This is a genomic window from Pseudomonas sp. GW821-FHT09C10 (genome assembly GCF_059418085.1).
This window is the reverse complement of record NZ_JBWKPE010000020.1, coordinates 99,783-126,147: the sequence shown is the minus strand read 5'-3', so window position 1 is coordinate 126,147 and position 26,365 is coordinate 99,783. Positions and strand designations below refer to the sequence as shown.

Below are 26,365 nucleotides of genomic sequence, written 5' to 3'. Positions count from 1 at the left end.
GCCACGTTGTTCATGGTGTTGCAAGCCGGGTTCTGCGCGCTGTTGAGTCGCTTGGGCGCAGGTACCGATATTCCCATTGGCAGCCCGACGGCAGGGCGTGTCGACGACGCACTTGAGCCGTTGGTCGGCTTTTTTGTCAACACCTTGGTCCTGCGCACAGACACCCACGGCAATCCGGATTTCAACACCCTGGTCGACCGCGTGCGAGCCACGGACCTGGAGGCCTACTCGAACCAGGACTTACCGTTCGAGCGCCTGGTGGAAGCCCTGAACCCGGTGCGTTCGTTGTCGCACCATGCGCTGTTTCAGGTGGCCATGAGCCTGGAAGCCAACCTGGTGGGGCAGTCCGAACAGTTGGCGTTCACCGGTTTGGACATTGCACCGGTGACGCTGAGCAACTCGTCCGTCAAGTTTGATCTGTCACTGTTGTTCAGTGAAGAGCATGACAGCGATGGCCTCCCGGCAGGCCTGAGTGGGGTGATGGAGTATCGGTTGGACTTGTTCGACCCTGCCACGGTCGAGCGCTTGGTGGCGCGCCTGGTGATGTTGTTGGAGGCAGCCGCACTGGCCCCTGACACAGCACTGGCCGCGTTGCCTCTGCTTGAGGATCATGAACGCGTGCAGGTACTGCAGGCGTGGAACGACACGGCTACGCAGTTCGATGCCAAGAACTTGGTGACGTTGTTCGAAGACCAGGTGCTGCGCACACCCCATGCCACCGCCGTACAGCACGGCAGCCGTCATCTGAGCTACGAGCAACTCAATCAGCAAGCCAACAGGCTGGCCGATGCCTTGCTGGCCGAAGGCATCGGCGCGCAGGACCTGGTTGCGCTCGCCTTGCCGCGTTCGCTGGAGTTTGTGGTGGCGGTATGGGGCGTGCTCAAGGCAGGCGCGGCCTACTTGCCGCTGGACCTGTTGCACCCTCGCGAGCGTATCGAGTGGATGCTGGAAGATGCCAAGCCGGTTCTGGCCCTGTGCCTGGAGTCGGCGTTGGCGGATTTCCCGGCAAGCGTACCGGCACGGGCGTTGGATGCCGAGCAGTGGTTGGCTGGGCGTCGTTCATCAGCTCCGCTAAACCCTGTACAAAGTGCCGAGCAGTTGGCCTACGTGGTCTATACCTCGGGCTCGACCGGTCAGCCCAAAGGCGTGATGGTGAGCCACGCAGCGATCGCCAACAAGATCGCAAGCCTTGCCGGTTACCTGGAAATCGGTGCTGACGACCGCGTGTCGCTGCTCAGCGGCGTGTCGTTTGATGCGCTGATCGTGCAACTGGCAGTACCGCTGATTTGCGGTGGTTGCACCGTGGTGATCGACGACGCGACGCGCGACGACCTCGCACGTTTCTGGGAATACGTGCACACCCAGGGGATCAGCGTGCTGAGCTGCGTGCCCTCTTATCTGGCCCATGCCCTGTCGGCAGCGCCCCAGGGGCTGGTGGTGCGGCAGGTGCTTTTAGGGGGTGAAGCGTTATCGGCCAGTGTGTGCCAAGCCATCTACCATACCCTGAGCGCGCAACGCATCACCAACCTGTATGGCCCCACGGAAACCACCTGTGATGCCACTGCCTACCGAGTGACGCAGGAGGACATGGACGATGGCACGCTGCCGATTGGCCGGCCGTTGCCGAACTACCAGGTATTTATCCTGGACGACTACCTGGAGCCAGTGCCCGTCGGCGTGGTGGGTGAGGTGTACCTTGCAGGTGTTGGACTGGCGCGAGGTTACCTGCACCAACCGGGGCTGACGGCGCAACGCTTTATCGCCAACCCGTACGGCGAAGCCGGCAGCCGCATGTACCGCACCGGCGACCTCGGCAGTTGGCGCGACGACGGCACTCTCGTCTACCGCGGCCGTGCCGATCAGCAGATGAAACTCAACGGCGTGCGGATTGAGCCGGGAGAGATCGAAGCGGTGTTGTTGCAGCACGAAGCGGTGTCGCAGGCGACCGTGATCCTGCGTGACGAGCCTCGGCAACTGGTCGGGTATGCGGTGCTGCACGAGGCCGAGGCGGTCACTCCCGAGGCGCTCAAGAGCTACCTGGCGGAGCGGTTGCCCGGTTACATGGTACCGGCGGCGATGATGCTGCTGGATGACCTGCCACGCACGGTCAATGGCAAGCTCGATACACGGGCCTTGCCGGCACCTCAGCGGCTTGCCAGCGGCCGGCGAGCGAGCACGCCGCAGGAAGTGGTGCTGTGCCAACTGTTCGGTGAAGTGCTGGGCCTGGAAGAGGTGGGACTGGACGACAGCTTCTTCGAACTGGGCGGCCATTCCCTGTTGGCCATGCGCCTGATCAACCGGATCCGGGGAACCCTGCACGTCGACGTCACGATCCGCAGTTTGTTTGAAGCGCCTACAGTGGCGCAACTGCAAAGCGGTCTTGCTCAAGATCAAGGTTCTTCTTTCAGCGTAATTTTGCCGCTGCGATCAGTCGAGAATGCCCCAACCTTGTACTGCATTCATCCGGGAAGAGGATTGTCATGGTCCTATTCAGCGTTTATCAGACGCCTGCCTGACATTTCCTTGATGGGGATTCAGGCCCGTGGTATCGAGGGCGAAGAACCTTTCGCCGAGTCCTTAGCTGTTATGGTCGAAGACTATAAAGCGCAGATTCTGGAGCGGCAGCCGCAAGGTCCTTACCATCTGCTGGGATGGTCTTTTGGAGGCCGCGTTGCGTTTGAGCTGGCTTGCGCACTGGAGCGAGGGGGACATGAAGTGGGAGAAGTTATTCTTCTTGATCCGCGTGTGCCTTTTGAATGGCTCAAAAACGAAAATATCACAGAGAAGGTGGTCTTCGGCGCGATACTTTCAGAAGCGGGTATCGCCCCAGAAGATTTTGCAACAGCGTCGAGAAGTTTGTTTGCGTGCCACACTGCCCTGCGCGCATTGCATAACCCGCTGGGGTCGATTGATATTGAAAACTTCGAAAGAATAGTGGAAGTCTCCATTAATAATACCCACCTGGGTCAGGAACCGATGCTGAGTCGATATAACGGTAATGTCACTTACTTTACGGCCAGCCAGGAAGTTGATCCGCAGGCCCCCCAATGCGAACAATGGCGTCCTTACATTGATGGTGTTCTTGACAACATTACAGTCGACAGCATGCATGACGATCTTCTCAAGGAGCCGTCGATAAGTTTAATCAGTGGAATTATCAACAATGCCATCGGCAAAAAAAACAAACCCTTGTAGCTTTTTGAATGAGCCCACCAAGGGGGTGGGCTTTCAAGAAAAATAGTTTCTTGTGGTTTGTAAAATCAATAGGCCTCCTTCTGGCCCTTGATTGGGCGTTTCACTGTACCAGGCGTGGGTTTTGCATTCGCCAAAGAGGGACGGATGGATGTGATACCCGCGACCTGACACCATCGTCGTCGGCCTCGATCCGGAAATCGTCGAACCGCGTCCACCGAGGCGCAGCTGGAGAGGATTGCCGCCGCTGGCTTCGATGGGATCACCGACCATTTCTGGATCGCGCCACAGGCCGAACGTCTGCATGTCGCTGCCAAGCCGCAAGGCCTGAACTGGCCGAGCAGTTGCGATCGCACACCGGTTGAGACGTTTACGGATGAAAAAAACTGGCAGGTCAAAATGATCAACTGAATTTGACCTGACAGTCACGACCGCAAATTCAATAACTGTCAGATTAAGTCTGAGTTTCTACATGATATGAAATTAGAATTTAACCCTTCATAACTACACGTATTTTGTTCCTTGCTGCGAACACATTAAGCAGCGCAACTTCTGAGGTTTCACCTTCAGCCAAAAGTATTCCGATACTAGCTCGTTGGTCGACAATGGTGCTTATTGACTTTCCACTGTAAGCCGTTGGATAAAAGCGTGGGCTTCCGGGATGAGCACTCAACCTGTCGAGTCCTTCGATATGGGAAAACTCGCCCGTTTCCGTGGCATAAATAATTAACTGGCCAATCCCCTTGTGAATATTAAGTGGTACATCCATAAGAGCTGGTCTTTTATTTAACGCCATCTCAATCCAAGCTTCATAAATATTAATATCAAGAGATTGACACAGCGCCTCACCGATTTGCACGCCGCCCAGACGAGGATTGATTTCGATCACCTCAAAACCCGTATCGGTTATCATGAACTCCGTATGCGCAAAGCCATTACCGTATCCGATACTTTTCAAGACATTATCAATCCATACCTCCAGCGCTGCGCTTATTGAGTGGTTGATAGTTACCGGTGATGAGAAAGCCTCCTCGCGGAAATAAGGTTCCTGAGAGGTGATCCGGCTCGTCAATGCAATTACACGTGTCTCACCCTTCCAACTAAGCGTTTCAAGACTATAGAGCGTACCCGAAAAGAAGGGTTCAATGGCGATCTGGCCGCGAAGGACTTCTTGAGCAGCCTTATCAAGAGTTTGTAGCAAGTCCTCCTTGTCATAAGCGATCCATACGTTCTGGCTTCCAGTTCCAGCAGTATCTTTAACTATGCACGGATAGCTGATGTCTTTAATTACTGACTCATTATCAAATTTTCTAGGATCCACCAATTGACTTTTGGCAGAAGACAGGCCAGCCTCATAGAGGCGATTACGCAGCTGGTATTTGTCTCGGGCTATTCGGACTGCATCTGCGTTCTGAGCGGGTAAGCCTAGACTTTTACTCACGTCAAGGCAATGCAAACTCCAAGTATCCGTTGAACTGAGTAATGCTACGACGTCCTTCTCATTTCTGATCATCTCAACGACGGCATGATCATCGAATGTGTCGATTTCTACAACCTTGATATTCTGCTCGTCGAGCAAAGACAACTCATAGTCATATACTGTTTTGTCACGTGTGAAAAGCATTAGCGAACAGCCATGTTTTCGTGAGGCCGCAGCCAAACGGCCGAGGCCAAAAGTTAATGCTTCAAGTGCTATGATATTCATCATTATCTCCTTCTGTTAATGCGATGAGCTGTAAACGGTGAGAGGAAGACCTTTTTCATAATTGTCACGGGAATATAACGGTAGCCCCTCATCGCTTGAAATAAGGGTTAGCGCGTACATTTGGTTCTGTTGAGCAACAGAAGTGATGGTCGCCAGTAAATAGGAGGCAAGTCCTTTTCTGCGAAAGTCCGGGTGTGTTTGAACGTCATCAACAACCAAGAAGGTTCCGACACGAATCGCTCTCGCATGAGACGTCATAATGCCCCGTTCACGGGTATAAAAGTCGTACACGTCCGGATCAGCAATATGCTCAGGCTGGATAAATATCGATCCTTTTTGAGCGTTATACCAGTCAGCCTCCTCCTGACTGAGGACTCGATTGACAGCACAGCAAGGGGAGGGCGCACTCTTCGAGATCGACTTATACATATGCGTTTCCCGCGCAACGATATCATATCCCTTCATCAGAAGGCGCTCATGGGTTTTCACGTCAATACCGAAAACACTAAGGAAATGATGTTTGCTCTGATGAAACTCAGTAACAGAGTCGACAAGTTCAAGCCCTCCCCAACAAAATGTTTCCCTGTCACGGGCTCTTTTGCCTATAGGGTATTCAAAAATGCAATGAGATATTCCACTCCCGTGCGTGACCGAAACATGCGATCCTCCCCGAGATTTAGCCCACCCTGTTATAAGGGCTTGCATGATTGCATCACGTTCCGGGTTACTTTGAAAAGGCTCAAATGTCATGATCAATCAACACTTGGCGAATGAACTCGGCGTATGCTTGTTCAACAAGCGTATCGGCGCCTGGAATATATCGACTAATTTTAATCGCGGGGCAGGTATTTATTTCAATGATAAAAGGGGCTCCTGACGAGTCCATAGCTATATCAACACCACAAAAGAGTGACTTTGCTGCGATAGAGCTTTTCTCCGCCATGAGAACAAGCTCCTGAGGCAATGTGTCAATAGTGAACGTCTTGCCAGTACCGTCCTTCATGAGATTAGTAATCCAGCTACCGTTCGCACCACGTCGCGAGTATGCATATTTAGCGACATGGTTAACAACTACCACTCTAAAGTCTTCGTTGTTTTTCTTTTTAATGTAGGGCTGAACATAGTAGTCCTTTATAAGATGTTCATGCTCCTTGAACCAGTCGCAAAATTCTACATATGAATCAAGCTTAAATAATCCGCGTCCACAGGCGCCGTTCACAGGTTTAGCAACCAATGGAAAGCCAATAGAATGAAGTGCTTTTTCTGAAGGTAACTCGAGGAATTTATAATATGGCAAGTGCCGCACTTCTGCGTTGCTGTTAAGCATTGCCGAAGATAAATCCTTGTTTTGGCCGCAAAATAGTGTTTCGGCATCGTTTAGGACTGTAACGCCCATCATCTGCCATAACTTCATTAACTTCATTGCTGTAATCAAATCATCTTCATACGCGTACCCGACCACGAGGTTTGGTTGCAGGGGGGCGCCGCGAAAAAGAAAAGAAGACCCTTCGGCTCCATTTATTATACAGATTTCACGTGGCTTAGCTGTAATGCCTCTGATGCCCCATTTCGAGAGGACTTCAAATACCGCTTGATATTCAATTTCGTCTTCGTAGTCGGACAAAAATACAACAGTTTTCATAATGAAGCTTCCTTTTGAATGGAGTTCTGCGCCCAAACCCTGGAGACAATAAATGCTAAGGCTATACAGGATGTACTAATTGGCAATATCATCGCAGTGTCTTCACCGAACGCAACACTGGCAATGCCCAAGCCAACATTAGAAGCAATAACACCAATATCTGCAGAGGCAGCAACGACGGAGGATGAGGTTCCAACCAACGGCTGATCTACGCTACAGACAACGTATGACATGACCGCAGGGTAGATAAGCCCAAGAGCCGCCCCACAAAAAACTGCCCCGATGTACACAAGACTGCTGCCCGCCAACAGGTAATTCGAAAACGTTCCGAATATGGCAGAAGCCACGCAAACCGTTAGAATTTGCGTTGGGAATCGGCTGTCCTTTGGTAGATATTTATTCAAAAAAAGTCTAGGCAACATCATACAGATGGTGAACGCTAGAAAATACCAAGAGGGATCTTTCATGCCTTTTTTAATAAGAAAAAATGGTAAGAAAGTAACCGTGGTTCCGCTTATGACGTATACCAGTGCCAATATAATAACTGCTGTTCTTATGTTTTGGTCTGCAATGACATGTATTATTCCTTTTGGTGGTAAGGTTCTGTCAGCGGCTGAAGGCACGTCAACAGAGTTCTGTTGAATATCCAAGACAAATGTAAACAACAGGCAGGTCAAAAATAGCACTAATCCAGCCAGTGAAACGCTCCCCCCTCCCCAAGTCTGGGTGATTTTAAGCGCTACAAATGGTGCAAGGCACGTAGGTAGAACATTGAAAAATGTGATCATCGAAACATTTTTTGATTTCTCAACTGCATTATTACTGAATGCAATTGAATAATACATGAGTAGTGTAGACATCCCTCCCAAGAGAGCCCCTTGTGCCAGCCGCCCCATGATAACCGATGAAACCCAGTTAAAATTTATGAGGAGCAAAGAGCCACAGTACAGAAACGCAGTAATAAATAATGCCCATCTCGGCCTAATGCGATCTATGAGTACACCTGACACGAGCCTCATTATCAGGGTAAGGACAGTCGCACCTCCCACAATTAACCCGACCACCCCATTTTCTATGCCTAATTCCTCTAGCTTGAAAGGGTAGCTGTAGAAAATCATAAAGTTAACAAATGACAGGATAAAGCTCACGGCGAAGACAATATGATTATTCATGTGTTCAATTTCGGCCTTCCAGCATGCTAAAATGAGTTATAGTCGTGTCAGGGACTTCCAGGATGCTGATCAAATCATCCCTGTAATTACTCTCTATATCAGGTGATTCTATAGGTCTGTCCATGGTTTCAACGAGCGCCTGTAATTTATGGAGTTCAAGCCCTGTATCAATATTATTGTCTTTAAGCCAGGCGTCATTGTAAAGAGTATCCAAATATCTTTCCCCGCTATCGCCCAAAATGGCCACAACAGGTTTATGGCTCCCGATGCGTAAAGATAAATTAAGTGCCGCCAGAAGAACGGCTCCCGAGGAGACTCCGACCAAAATCCCTTCATGGCGACACAGTAGGCGGGCAGCTATGTAGGAGGATTCATCTCTTGCTCGATAAAAGTAATCGATCTTTGAAACGTCGTTTATGTTCCTTGGTGTCCAGCCAAGTCCAACTCCAGGGATTTTATAAGCATGGCATGGCCCTCCGAATACGGAGGAACCATATGCGTCCACGCAGGTAACCTTGACGTCAGGAAGGCACTCGTTGAAGTATTCCGAAATGCCTCCAATCTGGCCTCCTGTACTGACGGCGCAAACGATGCCTCCGATTTGCCCATATGTTTGTTCATGGATCTCTTTTGCAGTTGAGTGGTAATGCGCTAACGAACTGAGGACATTAAAACACTGGTCAGGTCGATAGCTACCAGGAATTTCCCTTGATAAATCATTGGCTAATTTGATTCTGGTTTTATGATAAGAGCCTGTATCGTCTTTTTCCGTTACAGTAATGACCTCAGCTCCGTAAGCTTTCATGAGCGCTTTATTGGTTTCGGTGGCCTTAGGGTCTACAAGCGCAATAACCCGATATCCACTCACTGCACCGATCATAGCCAGGCTGATTGCAAAGTTACCTGAAGACGACTCAATGATCGTGCCACCAGGCTTGAGTTGGCCCTTTTTCTCGGCCTCCTCGATAATATAAGCAGCGGCTCTATCCTTGATGCTTCCACCGGGGTTATTTTTTTCCAGTTTGACAATGACGTTTGTACCCATTGCTTTGTTGATTTTTGAAAGTGTGACGAGCGGAGTGACAGTTAGTCCATCAATAATGTTCTTTTTAGCAAACGACATAGATAACCTCGTGATTTCCATATGCTTCGGGGTCTTTAAAGTCTAGACGGTTCAATAATCATAGTGTCGAATGACCTGATTATTTATGGTAAGTGTTTATAGTTACTAAGTTGTTGCGCTCGGACATTCGTCATTACGCCTTTCTGCGTTACCAGATGCCTAATACAGCCGTGTTAGTTCGATGTTCACTGTGGCAAATTGTTCAGAGAAATCGTGGCGAGTGGTTTTAGGAGGAAAAATCTTTCCAGACTCGACAGATTTAAAGATTTGTTGGTACGCAAAAGGGAGGCCGGTTTTCCAGTCATATACCCTTACCTTTTCTGACGAGTATGACATTTCATAACATGGAACCCGGGATAAACCCGACGTGAGAGCGAAATTATAGCGATGGTGCCCATCCATAATTATCCCACTTTCCTTATCAATGATTATGGGAGTATCCCAGGCGCCATTTTTATGGATCTTCTCTGTAAGAGATGTGAGGTTAGCTTCGTCAATGTCTTCATGCGGGCGTAAAAAATTTATATCCACGAGTTTTACATCTGTAACAATCATTCCATGATTTCCTTTCGCAAGCATCTAGTGCAAGTATTTTTTATTAGCATTTCGCGCACGTGTAAGCGCGATTGATATTCTCAGATCCACCTCAACTGGCTTTGGCTTGGAGCAGAGAGTGACACTGGGTATGGACAGACGCTTCTCTCTTAGCTTCCTATGCTGCCAATCTATTAATTGGACTTTACGCCATGAAATAACCATGACTGCAACAGATTTAAGGGTTTTAATATGTGTGGGCAATAAATCGCCGGCGCCGAAAAAGTTGAGTGTTTCTGATCCTCTAAAATATTACAAAGGAAAAGCGACACAAGCCACTGCTAAGAATTTATGGCGCCGAAATAAGACAGCGAAGCCTTTTTGCTGCAAAGGAGGGGAGGCAAACAAGATCTGTTTCCTCGTAAGGGGTATGAAGCTTGGAGAGAGGATTTATAGTTGATGCGGTCATTTTCCGACGTCCATTTCAGGTGCCTATATCAGAGATAAAAGGTCTTTAAGTTGACATTCCATGTCTACAAAAAAATCAATGCTATTTAAAAATTAAATATGGCTGCCATGCTTTCGCAAGATTATTGGCTGAGCGCTTCAAGGACGGGGGGGCAATTAAGGAAACCCGGATCAAAGTAGCTGCTATCGCGTGGCAAGGCGAGAATCTCGCCAAGACCATGGCGATTTACCGCAAAGCGTCGCATGCACAGAACAGTGGTGGGCTTTTCGCCCAACTCTCCGGGTTACACGCGAACGACACAGCTAATTACACTCCATAAGCTGCGAGGTCTTATCGTTTTTGGCTTTGCACATATCCTAATAGTTTATATTTATAACTATATGTAAGTAAAAAATTATTACGTTAGGTAGGAGGCTAATCATCGATAATTATTTTGTCAAGAAAATATTTTCTCGGGGATAAGCTCTCCAGTAAATACACACCAGAGCCGCCTGTAGTGGTCAACTCATCCCGGACACGGTTTTGAGTTTTTCTTCCGTTTTCGTTGGGGCCAATCCATCGTTAAATTGATGAGGTCGGATCCAGTTGTAGTGATGCATCAGGTACTGGCTAATGTCTCTCTGAGCCTGGTGGCCGGTCATGTAGCCAGTGGTTGGCATCCACTCTGTTTTCAAGCTGCTAAAAACCCGCTCCATCGGCGCATTATCCCAGCAGTTTCCTCGGCGGCTCATACTCTGACGCATGCGATAACTCCACAGCCGCTATCGAAAGTTGCGGCTGCCCAGTACAGCAGCTCCGATTGGCGCAGTTTTTTGAAAGCGAACAATTTGGTTGCCAGCATGAGTCGCCGAGGCAACTGTCATGACAACGCCGTGGCCGAGAGCTTTTTCCAGCTTCTAAGGCGGGAACGGATCAAGCGGAAAATCTATTCCACGCGCGAAGATGCTCGTAGTGATGTGTTCGATTACATCGAGATGTTCTACAACGCAAAACGCCGGCATGGTTTCAACAATCAACTGTCACCGGTAGAGTTTGAAAAGCGTTACGCAAGCATAGGCTGGAGATGTCTACGATGCCGGGGGCAGTCCAGAATTGGCCGGACGGTTAAAAACCTATTTCAGGACTAGACAGTGATTTACGTGATAGACGCTTCGGCGTCTTTTTGCGTTTCTACGAAAACCCATTGGAGGAGGGGCGGCACCAAGTGTCTGGCGACAGGCTTCGTGACTGATCAGCGGCTATGAGCTATCCGGTTATCCCGTCGATCAAGATATGCCGTTGTCCCCGACTGCACTGCTCGATCCGCGCCTCAACCTGGTACACCTCGCGCAGCATGTGTTCGGTGATCACCTCATGACTCGCGCCGCTGCCCTGGGCGGTGCCGTCGGCAATCACCAATACCTGGTCGGCAAAGCGCAACGCCTGGTTCAGGTCATGCAGGGCGATAAACACGATGACCTGCTGTTGGCGGGCCAGTGCGCCCATGAAGTTCAACACTTGCACCTGGCGATGCATGTCGAGGGCGCTGGTGGGTTCGTCCATCAGCAGGATTTCCGGTTCGCGCACCAAGGTCTGGGCGATGGACACCAGTTGCTGCTGGCCGCCGCTGAGTTCGCCCAAGTTGCGAAAGGACAAGTCGCTGATGCCAAGGGCCTCGAGCATTTTGTCGACCAGGTTCAACTCGTCATCGTGGACGGTCCATTGCGGCGACAGTTGCTTGCGGGCCAGGAGTACCGATTCGTAGACCGTCAACCGCGCACTGGCATTCAAGCCCTGGGGCATGTAGCAGATGCCCTGCCGGCCCTTTTTCGAGTCCTGCAGGATCACCTGTCCAGGCCCGTCGATCAGCCCGGCCATGCGTTTGAACAGGGTGGACTTGCCCGCCGCATTGGGCCCCACCACCGCGACCACCTGGCCGCCGGTGAACGCGGCGGTGGTAACGCCACGGATGATCGTGCGCTGGCCATAGCGGGCACCCAGGTCTTGCAACTGAAGCTTCACCATGTGTTTTTCTTCCCGCTGAGGATCAGTGATATGAAGAACGGCACGCCGATCAGCGAAGTGACCACCCCGATCGGGAAGATGGCGCCGGGGATCAGGGTTTTGCTCACCACTGAACTGGCGGACAGAATCAGTGCGCCGGTCAGCAGCGAGGCCGGCAGGAAGAAGCGTTGGTCCTCGCCGATCAACATCCGCGCAATATGCGGGCCGACCAGCCCGATAAAACCGATGGTGCCCACAAAGGCCACGGGGAACGAGGCGAGCAGGCTGACCATGATCAGCGTCTGAAAGCGCAGGCTGCGTACGTTGATCCCGAAGCTGGCGGCCTTGTCGTCACCCAGTCGCAGTGCGGTCAGGGCCCAGGCGCGCTTGGCAAAGATCGGCAGGGTGATCACGATCACCAGGCAGATCACCCCGAGTTTGGGCCAGGTGGCTTTGGTCAGGCTGCCCATGGTCCAGAACACCACGGCCGCCACGGCTTGCTCGGTGGCGAAAAACTGCACCAGGGCCAATAACGCGTTAAACGTGAAGACCAGGGCGATACCCAACAGCACGATGGTTTCCGCGGTGACCCCGCGACGCATGCTCAGGAAGTGAATCAGCAACGCCGACAGCATGGCCATGATGAACGCGTTGAACGGCACCATGTACTGCGCCGCCAACGGAAACAGCGCCACACCAAACGCCAGCCCCATGGCTGCACCAAAACTGGCGGCGGCGGAAATGCCCAGGGTGAAGGGGCTGGCCAGCGGGTTATTGAGGATGGTCTGCATCTGCGCGCCGGCCAGTGACAACGCCGCACCCACGGCAACCGCCATCAGCGCGATCGGCAGGCGGATGTCCCACATCACCACGCGAACCTGTGCCGGCGCACTGTCCGGCGCAAACAGTGCACCGAGCACTTCATGGAAGCTGTAGCTCGCCGGCCCCAGGGCCAGGTCAAGCAGCACACTGCACAGCAACAGTAGGGCCAGGCCTCCGAGGATCAGGCGTTTGCGCAGCACCAGGGCCCGGTAGGTGTCGCGTTGGATCACGGCACTCATGGCTTGAGGCTCACGAAGTAACCCGGCTCATAGGGCACTGGCAGGAATCGCTCGTGCAATTGGCGAAACGAGGCTTCAGGGTCCAGGTCGGTAAACAGTGTCGGATGAAACCACTTGGCCAACTGCTGGATGGCCACGAACTGATACGGGCTGTTGTAGAACTGGTGCCAGATGGCATGGAACGCCTGGTCATCCTGGGCCTTGATCCCGGCATAGGCCGGGCGTTGGGTATACCAGGCCAGTTTGCGCCGGGCTTGGGCCATGTCGGCACCGGGACCCACCCCGACCCAGTGGCCACCGGGGGCAAAGGCTTCCCAGTTGGCACTGGTGACCACTACCTGTTCCGGGTTGGCGACGATCACTTGCTCGGGATTCAGCTGGCCAAAGGTGGTGGGAATAACGCCTCTGGCGACGTTATTGCCTCCCGCCATATCGACGAACAGACCGAAGTTTTCATTGCCGAAACTCAGGCAGCAATCGTCGGTGTAGCCACCGATACGCTCGATGAACACGTTGGGGCGCGGAGGGTGCTGCGCGTTGATCACGTCGGTGACGCGGCGGATCTGCTGATTGCGAAAGTCGATAAACGCTTCGGCACGCGCCTCTTTGCCGAACAACTGGCCGAACAGGCGCATGGTCGGTTCGGTGTTCTGCATCGGGTGGTTGCGAAAGTCGACGTACACCACTGGAATCCCCAGGGCATCGAGCTTTTCGATATAGCGGGCGTCCTCGGTCGCGTGCTGGGCCTCGATATTGAGGATGATCACGTCCGGGCGCTGGGAGATGGCCTGCTCGATATCGAAAGTGCCGTCTTCAAAACCGCCAAAGGTGGGGATTTTGGCGATAGCGGGAAATTTACGCAGGTAAGCGCCATAGGTGTCCGGGTCGGACTGGATCAGGTCCTTGCGCCAGCCGACGATTCGCTCGATGGGGTTTTGCGTATCCAGCGCGGCAACCAGGTACAACTGACGGCCTTCCCCGAGAATCACGCGCCGGACCGGCAGGTGCACCTTGACCTGGCGCCCGAGCAAATCGGTGACGGTGCTGCGTGGTGCCTGCGGCTCGGCGGCCGTTGACGGCAGCGCCCATCCCAGCAAACCCGCAAGCAGCAGCCCGGCGAAGGCGTGGCTGCGTCGAACAATGGTAACCATGGTTAAAGCCTTTGCAGTGGTCGGGCCGGGTGGCGGTGCAGCTTGCCGTGCCGGGCCGAAGGTTTCAGAAATCGACCGTGGTCGACAGTAGAAGGGTGCGTGGCGAGCCTTGAGAGAACGCACCGTAGGAGGCGACGCCCGACCAATATTCACGGTCGAACACGTTCTGTACCGTGGCGCGGAAGGTCGTCGGCCGCTGGGCGATGCGCGTGCTGTAGCGCACGCCCATGTCGAAGCGGGTCCAGGGGGCCAACTGCTGGGTGTTGGCCTGGTTCACATATTGGCTGCCGGTGTACAACGCCCCGCTGGTCAATGTCAGCCCCTCGACCCAGGGCACGTCCCACTCGGCCCAGAGGTTGGCTTGCACCTTCGGCACCCCCACCGGGGTATTGCCCCGGTTGGCCGCAACCGCGCTTTTGGTCAGTTGCGCATCCAGCAGCGTCACCCCGCCGAGCAGGCGTATGCCTTGGCCGGCCTCACCGGATACGTTGAGTTCGAGACCCCGGTTGCGCTGTTCGCCTTGTACCGCAAAGGTGGTGCCTGACAGCTCGCCACTGGGTTTGGTGATCTGGAACAGCGCGAGTGTGGACATGACCGTGCCGTAGTCGAGCTTGACCCCGACCTCATGCTGGCGTGAAACGTAGGGGGCAAAGATCTGGCCCGCGTTCGAGGCCGTGGCGGGAGCGATATCGCCTTTGCTCAAGCCTTCCAGGTAGTTGTAGTAAAACGACACATGCTCCCAGGGCCGGACAACTGCGCCGAACAGCGGCGTGGTCTTGCCGTTGTCGTAAGCCGTGGTCACCGCGCCTGCCGCGTTGTAGTTGTTGGAGCGGATGGTCTGTTTGCGCAGGCCGGCCGTCACCTGCAGGCGCTGCTCGAGCATCGAAAAGGTGTCGGCAACGGCGACGCCGGACAATTCGGTCGCCGAGACTTTCGGCGTGGCCGGCGTGGCAATGTCGGCCTGGGGTCGTGAGACAGGGTGGTAAATGTTCGACAGGATCGGCGGGCCGGAAATAATGCCGCGCGACAACTCATCGCGATAGCGCGTGACTTGCAGCGTGGTGCTGTGGCTGATCGGCCCGGTGTCGAAACGCAGTCGGGCACCGCTGTCGACCGTGTAGCGCCGTACTTTAAATTTGTAATAGCCGGGGATCGACGAGGTGTCGCCGGCGGTGTTAATGATGGTCGGGGTCTGGTCGGAAAGGCGTGCCACGTTCGACTTCCCACCGCCGGCATGGGCAAACAGGGTCAGTGCGTCGCTCACGTCATACTCGCCACCCAGCAATGCCGACTCGTCGCGGGTCTTGGACCAGCCCCACGCCTGGCTGACGTTGGTACGTCCGTTGGCGGCGTGGGGAATCGGCACGCCGGGCGCGATCAGGAAGGGCCGTGACGCCGCGTCGAATTGCTCTTGCTGGTTGATCAGGTCCAGGCTGGTGCGCAGGCGATCACCCTGGTAATCCAGGGCGATGGCACTGACCCCGACATCCCGCGATTGCTTGTCGATGACAGTGTCACCCTGCTGCACGCGGCCGTTGACGCGCATGCCGAATCGCCGGTCCTCGCCAAACCGCCGACTCAGATCGATATGGGTGCCCAGTTGTCGGTCCTGGGCATAGGTGGCCGTGACGCGGGTCAGGTCCTCGTCCAGGGCGCGCTTGGGGACCACGTTGATCACTCCACCGACGGCGCTGTTGGGGGACATGCCGTAGAGGAGGGCGCCAGGGCCTTTGACCACTTCGATGCGTTCGGCGTAGTCGGTGAATACCCGGTAATTGGAGGCCACGCCGTACACACCGTCGAACGCCAGTTCCCCGAGGTTGCCTTCGCCCACTGGAAAACCACGGATAAAGAATGAATCGACAATACCCCCCGTCTGGCCGGTGGAGCGGACCGAAGAGTCGCGCTCCAGCACGTCGCCCACGGTGGTCGCCTGCTGGTCTTTGATCAATGACGCGGTATAGGTGCTGATGCTGAACGGCGCGTCCATCACATCCGTATTGCCGAGCAGGCCGAGACGCCCGCCCTCGGCTACCTGGCCGCCCGGGTACACCGGCGGCAGGCTATCGGTGTGTTTTTGCGCCGCCTCCACCGTGGTCGCCGACAGCGTCAGCCGGCGCAGTACCAGGGTGTAGCTGCCATCGCTGCGCAACACCATCTCCAGGCCGCTGCCTTCGAGCAAACGCGTGACGGCTTCCTGCGTGGAGTAGGTGCCGTTCAGTTCGGGGCTGATCAGGCCCTCCGTGATCGAAGGCTGGAACGACAGGGCAATACCGGCGTCCACGGCAAAGCTCGAGAGCGTCGCGCCGAGCGGGCCGGGGGCGATGTGGTAGGCCTGCACAGCGACCGAATCCAATTGGGCCGGTGCCTCCGCCAATGCCACCGGGCATATGGCACCGGCCAGCAGCAGGCTGAGCACGACGCCGTGCACCATCGGTTTGAGAGGACGAGCCGGACGCAGGGGCCGTGCTACGAGCATGAAAGGATGATCCATGGACGAGAGGAAAAGGCTGTTCCTGTCTTTGCCAGTCGAGATCGAAAAAAGTATCACCCCGGCCGCCGTTTATTTTTGCGTGGGATCAGGCGGGCGACAGGGTGACCCAGTAACCGCGCAAATGACTGTTCGCCAGCACGGGATAAGTGTGCACCAGCATGCTCAAGGTGCGATCGGTATCACTGATCGGAAAGGCTCCGGAAATGCGCAAGTCGGCGATGGCCGGATCACAGCGCAGGAAACCTCGGCGGTAGCGCGTCAGTTCCGCGACGAAATCCGCCAGGCGCATCTTGTCGGCCATCAACATGCCCTGGGTCCATGAACCGATGTAGCGATCGGTCGGCGCCAGCTCACCAAAGGTCTGTGAGGAGAAGTCGGTGCGCTGTCCGGCGTTGACGATCAGCGGCGGGGTCTGGCGGTTATCGGCCAATATCACCCTCACCGCGCCGTCGATGACCGCAAGATGGGTGCGAGGGCTGACTTCACGGACGGTAAACCGTGTGCCCAGCGCCTGCATGCTTCCCTGGCGGGTGCTGATCAGGAACGGCCGGGGCAGGGGGGCGGTGTCCACGGCGGTCTGCACCAGGATTTCGCCTTCGCGCAGGTGAATAAGCCGTTGGCGGTCGTCGAATACGACGTCGATGGCGGTAGCGGTGTTCAGGGTGATGCGCGAGCCATCGGCCAGGGTCAGTTCGCGGCGCTGGCCAACGTCGGTGCGGTAGTCCGCTGACCATTGCTGCGATTGCGCCAGCTTCCAGCTCCCCCAACCCGCGGGCGCCAGCGCCAGCAGGATCGCCAGCTTGCCCAGTGCTGCACGACGTTCAGGGCTGTCTGGCCGGTCGAGCGCCGACATCGCCAGGGCGGGCGGCAGGCCGCCGAACTTGCTCTGCAGCAATTGCGCACGGGACCAGGCGCGATCTCGTTCCGGGCTGCTGACCTTCCAGCGCTCCCATTCGGCGCGCTCGTGCTCGCTCAGTTCGCGTTCGCTCAAGCGCATCAGCCACTCGGCGGCTTCTTCGAGTACCTGCGGGTCCAGCGGCGGCTCCTTGCGCAGACCGAGCATTCACTCCACCAGCATCAGGCACTGTACGAAGGCCTGTTTCATGTAGCGCTTGACGGTGATCAGCGATACACCCAGCTGCTCGGCGATGTCGTCGTACTTGAGGCCGTTGATCTGCGACAGCAGGAAGGCGCGCTTGACCAGGGGCGCAAGGGTATCGAGCATGGCGTCGATTTCGTGCAGGGTTTCCAGCACCATGAAGTGCGCCTCGGGCGACGGCGCTTCGTGGGTGGGCACGTTCGCCAGCGCATCCAGGTAGGCGCGTTCCAGTGCCTTGCGCTGGTACCAGTTGACCAGGATGCCCTTGGCCACGCAGCTCAAGTACGCCCGTGGCTGGTCAATCACCGTGACCTGTGAGGCGAGGATCCGAGTGAAGGTGTCCTGGGCCAGATCCGCCGCATCCATGGCGTTACCCAGTTTTCTCTTCAGCGTGGCATACAGCCAGCCGTGATGCCCGCTGTACAGGGCCTCGATGGCGCGCAGGTGATTGAGGTGATTCGCGGAAGAGGTTTCGCTCATGGCGGCCGATTTGTTTGTAATTGAGAAGTATTCCCAATGCTAGTTGACAAACCAGCTTGAGCGCAAGCGCCATCGTGTCCCGTGATCAGGCGTGTGACAGGCGTATCAAGGCGTCAATCAGCGAATCGATTTCAGCTTCGGTGTTGTAAGCGTGAACCGATGCACGGCTGACCTCAAGCAAGCCCCTATGCTGCATGTCGAGCAGGGTCGAGCCTGCTGTCGAAGTGCTCACGTTGATGCGTTTGGGTTGCGCTGCGAGCCACTGCTGCACCTGTGGGGCGCTGTGGTGGCGATGACTGAAGGTGACGATGCCGGACTTTACAGGGCCCAGGTCCTGCGAGGTGATACCCGCCACGTCGTTCAGTCGATGGCGTAAGTAACCCGCCAGGTGCTGGATGCGCTGCCATATCGGTTCGATACCCTGCGCCAACGCATACTCCGCTGCGGCCCCCAGGCCCAGCTTGGCCGCAACATTGCATTCCCAATTTTCAAAACGTCGCGCATCCGCACGAATTTCAAAGCTGTCTGCCGTGAGCAAGGACGCCGCATGCAGGTCCAGAAAAACCGGCTCCAGGCGTTGGCACAGGGATTGTTCTACGTACAGGAACCCCACGCCCCTCGGCCCACGCAGGTATTTTCGACTGGTGGCGGCGAGCATATGGCAGCCGATCTTTTGCACATCGATCGGCACCTGGCCCACTCCCTGGCAAGCGTCCAGCAGGAACAACACACCCGCCGCCCGGGCGAGGGCACCGATCTGCTCGACGGGTTGCACAGGCCCGCCGTTGGTGGCGATCATCGGCAGCGATACCAGGGCGACGCGCTCGTCTTCCAGCATGGCCGCCAAGGCTGCCAGGCACACCTGGCCGTGTCCATCGTTGGGGATGATCCGGATCTCGATCCCGCGCTGCTGCCTCAATTGCAGGTATGGGATGTAGTTGCCGGCGTATTCGGTCATGGAGGTCAGCACGGCGTCGCCGGGCTTGAGCGCCAGTGAATAGAAGGCCATGTCCCAGGCTCGGGTGGCGTTTTCGACCACTGCGATTTCAGTGGGGTGCGCATTGATCAGGCGCCCGATGGCGGTGTAGACATTATCCAGTTCAGGCGCGCATCGGGCGGCCGCTTCATACCCGCCGAGGCGGGCCTCCTGTTGCAGGTGCCCGGTCATGACCTGGACCACCGGCTCAGGCATCAGCGCCGCACCGGCATTATTGAAATGGATCAGATGCTCGACACCCGGTGTATCGGCACGCAGTTGTTCAATGTTCAAACCCTTACTCCTTGTTCAGTCGCTGCCTGCAACGCCATTGGAAGGCGCGGACACCGACCAGTACCGCAGCGCGACCATGGGAATCAGCGCCACTGCATAGGCCAGGCACACGAAAAGATAGGTGTATTGCAGGCCGTAGACCTGGCTCAGCAAGCCACCGATGGAGATGCCGGCAATCGAGGCGAACTGCGCAGTGCTTTGGGCAATACCCAGTACGTAGCCTTGTCGCGAGCTGTCGGCGGTTTTCGAGACCAGCGCCATCAGTACGGGGGTGGTCGCCCCCAGCAGCACCCCCCAAATGAAGTAGGCGACGATAAATACCACGGGGCTGCGCGTTACGCCCGCCACGGCGGTCAGGGCGATGCAGCCCATGACGACATATGTGATGCGTTGCAGGGTTTCTGCCTGGGAACGATGCTCGAAGTAGCGCGACCATGCCGTTGCCGACAGGATGAAGCCCAGCGCCAGCAACCCGTAGCACAAGCCGACGACGGAGTTGTTGACCTCGAACGTCGAGCTCACGTACAGCGAGAACGAGGTCTGCGGCAGCATGCGCGCGAGCAGCAGGATGCCCATGACGCACAGCAGCGACAGCAGCGGAGAGCTGCGCCATACGCTGTCGGTGCCGGCGACCGGCGTGCGGGTGGCCACCGTCGTTTTTTTGGGTACGGGAGGCACATCCGGCAAGGTCACGGCGGCGATGACGGTACAGAGTGCACAGAGCACCGAGGCGACGATGTTGATCCAGAAAAACGTCGCGTAATCGAGGATCAGGCCGCCTACGACCGCACCGAGCAGTGAGCCGACATTGGTCGATATCTGCAGGATCGCGAATAACCGCGCCCGCCGCGACGGCGCTTCGATACTGACCCCGTAAGCCTGCGCCGGGGCTATATAGCCGGCAAAGGCGCCCTGCAGAAAACGCAGGACCAGGATGACCCAGATGTCACTGAAAAAGGCCAGCCCGAGCTGGGTCAGGGACAACCCCGCGAGTGCGCGGATCATCATCAGTTTGTGGCCGTAGCGATCGCCGATACGGCCCCAGAATGCACTGGTCAGCATGATGCCCAGCATCGGCCCGACGTAAACGGCGATACTGGCGAAGCTGAATACCGACTCCGAGGACGCCAGCCCGCGCAGGTGCACGGGCCAGAACGGCCCGCTCATTTCCATCGCGCCCATGGAGACCAGCTGGATCGCGAACAGAAGATAAATGAGGATTCTTACACGCGAACCCTGGATGGCACCTGCTTGGGACATGAGACGGCCTCGGTGATTAAACGGCAGCTAGCGGGTTGGTCAGGGTGTGCTGCAAACGGTAGTTGGAATACTGCATCAAATGCATACGCAGTAACGAACGGGTAGGCCATGGGTCCTCGACAAAGGCCTGGCGCTCGACCTCCCACACCTGCGGCGAGACCCGCTCGCGTACGGCAGCAAAGGCATTTTCGGTTTCCTCGCGCAATATTGCCCACAAGCGTGTGTTGTCCATGCCGTACTCCTTGGTCAGCCACAGGGCCATTTCATGCAAGTGGGTGAGGAACGCGGCGTCCAGTACAAACATGCGCACCGGCTCGATATCGCCGCTAAATACCGTAGGCAGAATGCCAGGCTGCACATGCGGCTGTAACGTATAACCGCGTTCTTCCAGCAGGGGGGCGTAGGTTCTGCCATCGCCAAAATCGCGGATCAGCAGGCTGCGCGGCACGCCATCGGGTGAGAACAGCACCATGGTGTTCTGCTGGTGCGCTTCCAGCCCGATCCCGTACAGCAGATAGATTGCCACCACGGGGTGGGTGACGACCTTGGCATAGTGGCGAAACCACTGTTCTACGCTGGCGGCGTCGGCACGCACCCCGTCGCGTTCGATCAGGTCAGTAAACAGCGGCCGACCGCTGCCCGGTAAACGGGTGAACAACGAAGCCACCGTGATCGGCAGACGCTCATCGCTGCGTTCGAACGCTTGCCGGCTGGCACGAAACACCACGGACAGGTGTTTTCCCGGTACGTCGTCCTGGGTGATTGCGTGGCGGTAGCGCACGCCGATTTCTTCCGGGAAGATTTCCAGTTGCTGGTCGAAACCGTTTTCGGCTTCCAGGATTTGCGTGATCACCGTGCTGATGCGCGGCCCCATATGGATCGACTTGGCTTGCAGGCTGCGCAACTCGCTGGTCATCCACAACGCGATGGGCAATTTGATCAGCGGTGCAGCGTGGTCCAGGACCGGCATCATCGTGCGGTATGACATGGTCGGCAGCGTCTGAATATCCGGCCCCTCAGTGATCAGCAGGCCTTCTTCGATTTCCGCAGCAAACGTCTTGAGCACATAGGCCTGCAAGTGCCAGGCATGAATCGGCAGGGGCAGCCATTGCGTTTCATCCAGGCCTTTGGCGTTGAGCGCCGCTTTCCATTGCTCCCAGTGTGCCGGGAAATTGCTGGCGAACCAGGCGGGGTAGTTGGTCGCGTGAGGCATGCTTTCGCTTTTGGCCATGTCGGCACGCAAGGCGGCTATCCGCAGGGGCACCTGGGCGTTGAATTCCGGAGACAGTTGCTCGACCTCAGCGTCATTCAGCCCGGGGCGGGCTTTCCAGGTCGGGTAGTAGGGGTGGCCTTCCAGCGAGCCCCACTGATCCAGCAAGATCGCGGCGTCCTTGGTGCTCGCATGCCGACGCAGGTAATCGGTGAGGCTGCTGAGGCCCTGGCGTTGAGCGGCCTGCGCCAGGCGCGCGTTCCAGTGTTGGCGGAACTGACGGGCGTGGGCGTCGTTCAGCAGGCTGTTTTCCATATCCGACTTGAGACCGGCCACACCTTCGTCGCTGGGCTCGAAGTCGAAACTGTCGCGCAGTACATCCAGCAGGTCCTGATGGCGGGTGATCACCTGGCGCACGCCTTCGGCCGTCAGCAGCACCACGTCGCCGTCATTGACCAGCGTGTCGGCCGGGCCCAGCGCAATCTCGGAGAAAAACAGCTGCGCGCCTTTCTGCTTGAGCGGGTAGGTGGCCTGCTGGCCGTCATGGGTAAACGCCAGCGCCGAACGATCCAGGATATTTTCCGCAAACAAGCAACGAATCAGCCGGCGCAGGGCGTTCTTGCGGGAGTAGGCGATCAAGGTGTTGAGGTCATCCATATCAGCTCTCTGCTCGTTGAATCATTCATTAAAAGGGTTATGCCGTGCGAGGCCATTGGCTCGGGAAGTAATCCAGCGCCGAGTCGCGCAGGCCTTGCATGTAGGCAACGCTCCAGTGCAGGACTTCTTCGATATAGGGCACTTTCAGTTCAAAACGCCTGGCCATTTCCACCAGCAGCACCAGGCCATAGGCGACGTCTTCGTTAAACGCACGGCTCTCACGCTCGATCACATACCCGGCGCGGTTATCACCGGCTGGCACCATGGGCGCGAGGATGTCGTTGTAGGCCTGGTTGGTGCGCAGAATGGACAACATGCTGCTCTGGTCGCGAATCTGATCGCCGTACGCCTCGACGATTTCCTGTTTCAAGGATTTGACGGACGACAGGTCGACGCCCATGCGCGCACTGATAACCGCGCACAGTTCCTGGCTCTCCTGATCCATGCGTTCCAGGAAGTAGGCGCCCAGTTCGGGGCACTCCGTCCACCAGCACAGGCGCTGGGGAAAGATCTTGCGGTGCCATTGCCCGTAGGGGCCGATCAACCCGTAGATCACCGAGCTGTGCATGATCGGGTTGCCGGGCGTCAGGGTGATCTCCAGGTAGTGATCGAGCAGCGTGACGCAAGGGCCGTAGAGGCGTGTGAGGATGTCGTGCAACTGCTGGCGCGACGCCTGGGATTCGCGGGCATGGGTCGCGACATATAACTGGCTTTTGCCGCCGCCCATTTTTATCGACCTACCGGGGGTAAGATCGAAGGCGGTATGAGGTACGTCCTTCATGCCCCAGATCACCAGGTTCGGGTGGTTTGCCAGTGTGGCCTCGGCCAGCCAGTCGAACCCGCAGAAGCCCGGAATCGCACCGATGTACACCGGTTTGCTCGTGCTCAAATGCGGCGCGATGGCCTGCAGGGTTTTGGCGCGGGCATGGGCTGGCACCGTGATGATGACGATGTCGGCGTCTTCGACGACGGGCCTGGCCTCGGCGGTCACCCGATCCAGCCGGGCGTTCAGCGTGGAGCCGTCCGGCAGCAGGGCCTGGAGCGGCACCTGCCGCGTGTGGTGGTCGACGACTTCCAGGTTGCTGGTCAGCAGCGAAACCTGGACGTCAGGCAGTTGCTTGAACAGGATGGCGTTGAGATGACCTGTTCGGCCACCGCCGCAAATGGCGACTTTCAGCGGTTTCATTCAGAGGCGCTCCTTGGTCGAAAGAGGGTCATGCGACGCTCAGTTGCAGCGGGGCGGAGCTGGACTCCTGCCAGTGGTTCTTGCCCAGCCAGGCATCCAGTTGCGACGCGACCCCGGGGTCGAGCAAGTCGCGTTCCTCCAGCCACTTATCATCGAAGACCGTGTGCAGGTATTTTTCGCCGCCATCGGCAATCGGCACTACTACATTGCCGCTCAGTACACCTTTGTGAATCAGCTCCAGGGCCTTGAAAATTGCGCCACCGGTCGAGCCGCCTACCAGCAGGGCGAGGTGGCGGGCGATATAGCGCGAGGTCTCGAAGGCTTGTGAGTCGGTGACCTGCACGCCCAGGTCGATGCAGCTGTAATCGAGCACCAGCCCCACTGTGTCCCCGGCAGGCGTGCCGGTACCGGACTGATAGTACGGATAGCCGGGATGCCCGAAAACGATGGAACCCGCGGGCTCCACCGCCACGGTCACAATGTCGGGGTTGTGCTGTTTAAGGCCTCGGGCAATCCCGGTCATCGACCCGCCGGTACCGACGCAACCGACATACGCGCCGATCACACCTTCGGCCTGAACGATGGTTTCCCGCACAAAGTCGCTGTAGCCGCCAGCGTTGGCCGCGTTGTCGGACTGGTTCATGAACACGGCCCCCGGGATCTGCTCGGCGAGTTCGGCCGCCAGGCGCTGGCGCTCTACCACCGCGACTTCATCTTCACGATAAGTTCCCGCGACAAACCGAATATCGGCGCCCAGTGCCTTCATCACCGCGATCTTGTCCTGCGCCGCGTGATGGTCGACCACGGCGATAAATTGCAGGCCGAATTCGACGGCGGCCATGGCCAGGCCGATGCCGGTATTGCCCGACGACGACTCAACCACCACGCCTCCTGGTTTCAAGCGTCCGGACTTGAGCGCGGCGAGTACCATGTTGCGCGCCATGCGGTCTTTGATACTGCCGCCGGGATTGTTTTTCTCTATCTTTAATAACAGCCGGGCATCAGTGCCCGGGATATAAATACCCAACATAGGCGTATTGCCGATCAGCTCGGAAACTTTAGTCAGTATCATATGAAGTACTTCCTTTAGTCGTCAGGTGAAAACGCGTAGTTACCGTACGTGCAACAAGTCGCCACCATTCGCCGGGGCAGGGGGTGACGATGGAACTCGTTCTCCAATAAGTCCATTTGATAGCCGGCGGTGTTGGCATAAATTAATAAGTCGCCGGCCTTGGGGGAAGTCGTAAAGTTGATCAGGCGGTGGGTGATGACGTCATCATCCAGGCAACTATGTCCGGCAATATAGGCTTGCATCGGTGTGGCGGATGTTGGCGCTGCGCTGATTAAAATCGGGTCGACCAGATATTCCGACGCGAACCATGTTTCGCAGGCACTGAAGCTGCTGCCTTCAACAAATAACACCGTTTTGTTATTGGCCAGTTTTTTGCTGCGTGTAATGCGAAATACCGAAATTGCGGCTTGGTCCACCAGACTTCGGCCCGGCTCCAATGCCAGGGTGATGCTGTTGGCCTTCAAGTACTGGGCAATGTTTTGCCGCGGCGAGAAGGCACTTTCCAGAAACAACGTCAACCATTGGCTCGCCGTCAAGTTGCTGCCGTAAGGGTAATAAGACTTGGGCACTGACTGGTTGTAATAGTGATTGGGTGTATTGTCGTTTTGTAGAAAGCGCTCGTAGGCGTGTGGCTCGACATAGCGGATGGGCAAACCTCCGCCGATATCGATCATGGTCGGCGCCAACCCCATCGTCCGAGCCACATCGACGAAATCGGTCACTTCACGAAAGGCCTGTGCTCGAGATTCGAACCCATAGCCACCGAGGTGGAAATGGAAACCCTCGAAGTCAAAAAATGCCCTGAGTCCGGTCAGTAAGTGCAAGCACACCAGCAGGTCTGCGGCCCCCATTCCGAAGCGGCTGGTCGCACAGGCTTTAGGCCTGTAACGCAGTAAAACCCTGGCTTTTATGGCCTCGCTGCTGGCTTCGACCAGTGTTTTCAAATGGTCGAACTCTTCCAGCGAATCCACGCAGATCAGTGCACCGGCATGGACCAGCGCCCGATGAAAGTCCTCGGTTTTCGCCGGGCCGGTGGCACACAACTGAGCGGCCGGCACACCGGCGCGCAGTGCTGCTTGCATCTCGTAAATGCTGGAAACGTCGACGCCGATACCGGACGCCTTGGCTGCGCCGAGTAAACATTGTGACTTGTTGGCTTTGGCGCCATAGAAGATCGCATGTCGGACTTCATGCTGTTCCAGCACGGATTGCAATGCGCCGGTGTTCAGTGCAAAGGCGTGTGGCCATACAAGATTCAGGGGGGAGCCATGTTGTGCAACGAGTTCAAGCAGTTTGTCGGGTTGGTTATGTAACAGCTGTGCGATGCATGCGTCCAATAATGGATTAAGCATTTTCGAAAGATGAACTTCTGTACACGCTTCATTGAGGCGCGTTATTGCAATAGACATAACTATCCCCTGGCGCTTATAGCGTCGTCATTCATATTTAAATCTCTGGAAGAGATCGATGAATGTGGTCTTGTCGTTCGTCGTGTTTTTAACGCTTATGCGTTTGGCGGTGGATGCCACACGAATCCTGCAGGCGAAACTGTGGCTTTGATGGTAATAATCGGTTCATAAAACAATTGCATAAGAACCCCATTCC

General features: G+C 56.2%; 19 protein-coding genes and 3 pseudogenes. 3 read left to right on the top strand and 19 right to left on the bottom strand.

Translation table 11 applies throughout. The features are described from left to right. Together AC07OT_RS28960 and AC07OT_RS28955 are read left to right on the top strand one after the other, a co-directional pair. On the top strand, positions 1-3,195 hold a 3,195-nt coding region (locus tag AC07OT_RS28960), incomplete at its 5' end, for a non-ribosomal peptide synthetase (protein WP_495109688.1). Between the two features lie 216 nt (positions 3,196-3,411). After that, positions 3,412-3,522, top strand: a pseudogene (locus AC07OT_RS28955) (sugar phosphate isomerase/epimerase); the annotation flags it as partial. A 160-nt stretch (positions 3,523-3,682) separates the two neighbouring features. On the opposite strand, the gene AC07OT_RS28950 reads toward AC07OT_RS28955, so the two are convergent. The 7 genes and pseudogenes from AC07OT_RS28950 to AC07OT_RS28920 form a co-directional block, all read right to left on the bottom strand. Then, complete coding sequence (locus AC07OT_RS28950) at positions 3,683-4,897, bottom strand: ATP-grasp domain-containing protein (protein ID WP_065939562.1); 1,215 nt, start codon at positions 4,895-4,897, stop codon at positions 3,683-3,685. A gap of 15 nt (positions 4,898-4,912) precedes the next feature. After that, the gene (locus tag AC07OT_RS28945) at positions 4,913-5,647 is read right to left on the bottom strand and encodes a GNAT family protein (protein WP_495109687.1); all 735 of its coding nucleotides are present in this window, start codon (positions 5,645-5,647) and stop codon (positions 4,913-4,915) included. After that, positions 5,637-6,539, bottom strand: coding sequence for an ATP-grasp domain-containing protein (locus AC07OT_RS28940; protein WP_495109686.1), 903 nt, complete (start codon positions 6,537-6,539; stop codon positions 5,637-5,639). The genes AC07OT_RS28945 and AC07OT_RS28940 overlap by 11 nt, the downstream gene beginning before the upstream one ends. Continuing rightward, positions 6,536-7,711 (bottom strand): MFS transporter, encoded by a 1,176-nt coding sequence (locus AC07OT_RS28935; RefSeq protein WP_495109685.1) that lies wholly within the window; start codon positions 7,709-7,711, stop codon positions 6,536-6,538. The genes AC07OT_RS28940 and AC07OT_RS28935 overlap by 4 nt, the downstream gene beginning before the upstream one ends. 4 nt (positions 7,712-7,715) lie before the next feature. Then, entirely contained in the window at positions 7,716-8,834 is a 1,119-nt protein-coding gene (locus tag AC07OT_RS28930) for a cysteine synthase family protein (protein ID WP_495109684.1), read from the bottom strand. Positions 8,835-8,993: 159 nt separating this feature from the next. Further along, complete coding sequence (locus tag AC07OT_RS28925; protein ID WP_065939566.1) at positions 8,994-9,389, bottom strand: ParB N-terminal domain-containing protein; 396 nt, start codon at positions 9,387-9,389, stop codon at positions 8,994-8,996. Between the two features lie 948 nt (positions 9,390-10,337). Continuing rightward, positions 10,338-10,619: pseudogene (locus AC07OT_RS28920) on the bottom strand (integrase core domain-containing protein); the annotation flags it as partial. Between AC07OT_RS28920 and AC07OT_RS28915 the strand changes: the two are divergent. Continuing rightward, positions 10,617-10,883: pseudogene (locus AC07OT_RS28915) on the top strand (IS3 family transposase); the annotation flags it as partial. The pseudogenes AC07OT_RS28920 and AC07OT_RS28915 sit on opposite strands and share 3 nt — an antisense overlap. A gap of 199 nt (positions 10,884-11,082) precedes the next feature. Here AC07OT_RS28915 and AC07OT_RS28910 read toward each other — a convergent pair. The 12 genes from AC07OT_RS28910 to AC07OT_RS28855 form a co-directional block, all read right to left on the bottom strand. Continuing rightward, complete coding sequence (locus AC07OT_RS28910; protein WP_495109683.1) at positions 11,083-11,841, bottom strand: ABC transporter ATP-binding protein; 759 nt, start codon at positions 11,839-11,841, stop codon at positions 11,083-11,085. Further along, entirely contained in the window at positions 11,835-12,881 is a 1,047-nt protein-coding gene (locus AC07OT_RS28905) for a FecCD family ABC transporter permease (RefSeq protein ID WP_495109682.1), read from the bottom strand. Before AC07OT_RS28905 ends, AC07OT_RS28910 begins: the two co-directional genes overlap by 7 nt. Further along, positions 12,878-14,032, bottom strand: coding sequence for an ABC transporter substrate-binding protein (locus AC07OT_RS28900; RefSeq protein ID WP_495109681.1), 1,155 nt, complete (start codon positions 14,030-14,032; stop codon positions 12,878-12,880). The genes AC07OT_RS28905 and AC07OT_RS28900 overlap by 4 nt, the downstream gene beginning before the upstream one ends. A gap of 64 nt (positions 14,033-14,096) precedes the next feature. After that, the gene (locus AC07OT_RS28895; RefSeq protein WP_495109680.1) at positions 14,097-16,511 is read right to left on the bottom strand and encodes a TonB-dependent siderophore receptor; all 2,415 of its coding nucleotides are present in this window, start codon (positions 16,509-16,511) and stop codon (positions 14,097-14,099) included. 100 nt (positions 16,512-16,611) lie between these two features. Continuing rightward, positions 16,612-17,589, bottom strand: a complete 978-nt coding sequence (locus tag AC07OT_RS28890; RefSeq protein WP_495109679.1) for a FecR domain-containing protein — start codon at positions 17,587-17,589, stop codon at positions 16,612-16,614. After that, positions 17,590-18,105, bottom strand: a complete 516-nt coding sequence (locus AC07OT_RS28885) for a sigma-70 family RNA polymerase sigma factor (protein WP_027603406.1) — start codon at positions 18,103-18,105, stop codon at positions 17,590-17,592. It abuts the gene before it with no gap. An 85-nt stretch (positions 18,106-18,190) separates the two neighbouring features. Then, a complete protein-coding gene (locus AC07OT_RS28880) occupies positions 18,191-19,375 on the bottom strand; it encodes an aminotransferase class V-fold PLP-dependent enzyme (protein WP_495109678.1) in 1,185 nt (394 codons plus the stop codon). A 15-nt stretch (positions 19,376-19,390) separates the two neighbouring features. Continuing rightward, positions 19,391-20,635, bottom strand: a complete 1,245-nt coding sequence (locus AC07OT_RS28875; protein WP_495109677.1) for an MFS transporter — start codon at positions 20,633-20,635, stop codon at positions 19,391-19,393. A gap of 16 nt (positions 20,636-20,651) precedes the next feature. After that, complete coding sequence (locus tag AC07OT_RS28870; protein ID WP_495109676.1) at positions 20,652-22,502, bottom strand: IucA/IucC family protein; 1,851 nt, start codon at positions 22,500-22,502, stop codon at positions 20,652-20,654. Between the two features lie 37 nt (positions 22,503-22,539). Further along, positions 22,540-23,688, bottom strand: a complete 1,149-nt coding sequence (locus AC07OT_RS28865; protein ID WP_495109675.1) for an NAD/NADP octopine/nopaline dehydrogenase family protein — start codon at positions 23,686-23,688, stop codon at positions 22,540-22,542. A gap of 28 nt (positions 23,689-23,716) precedes the next feature. Then, positions 23,717-24,760 (bottom strand): PLP-dependent cysteine synthase family protein, encoded by a 1,044-nt coding sequence (locus AC07OT_RS28860; protein ID WP_065939576.1) that lies wholly within the window; start codon positions 24,758-24,760, stop codon positions 23,717-23,719. Positions 24,761-24,774: 14 nt separating this feature from the next. Next, positions 24,775-26,169 carry a Y4yA family PLP-dependent enzyme gene (locus AC07OT_RS28855; protein ID WP_495109674.1) on the bottom strand — a complete coding sequence of 465 codons (1,395 nt, stop codon included), beginning with the start codon at positions 26,167-26,169 and terminating at the stop codon, positions 24,775-24,777. Between the last annotated feature and the right edge of the window lie 196 nt (positions 26,170-26,365).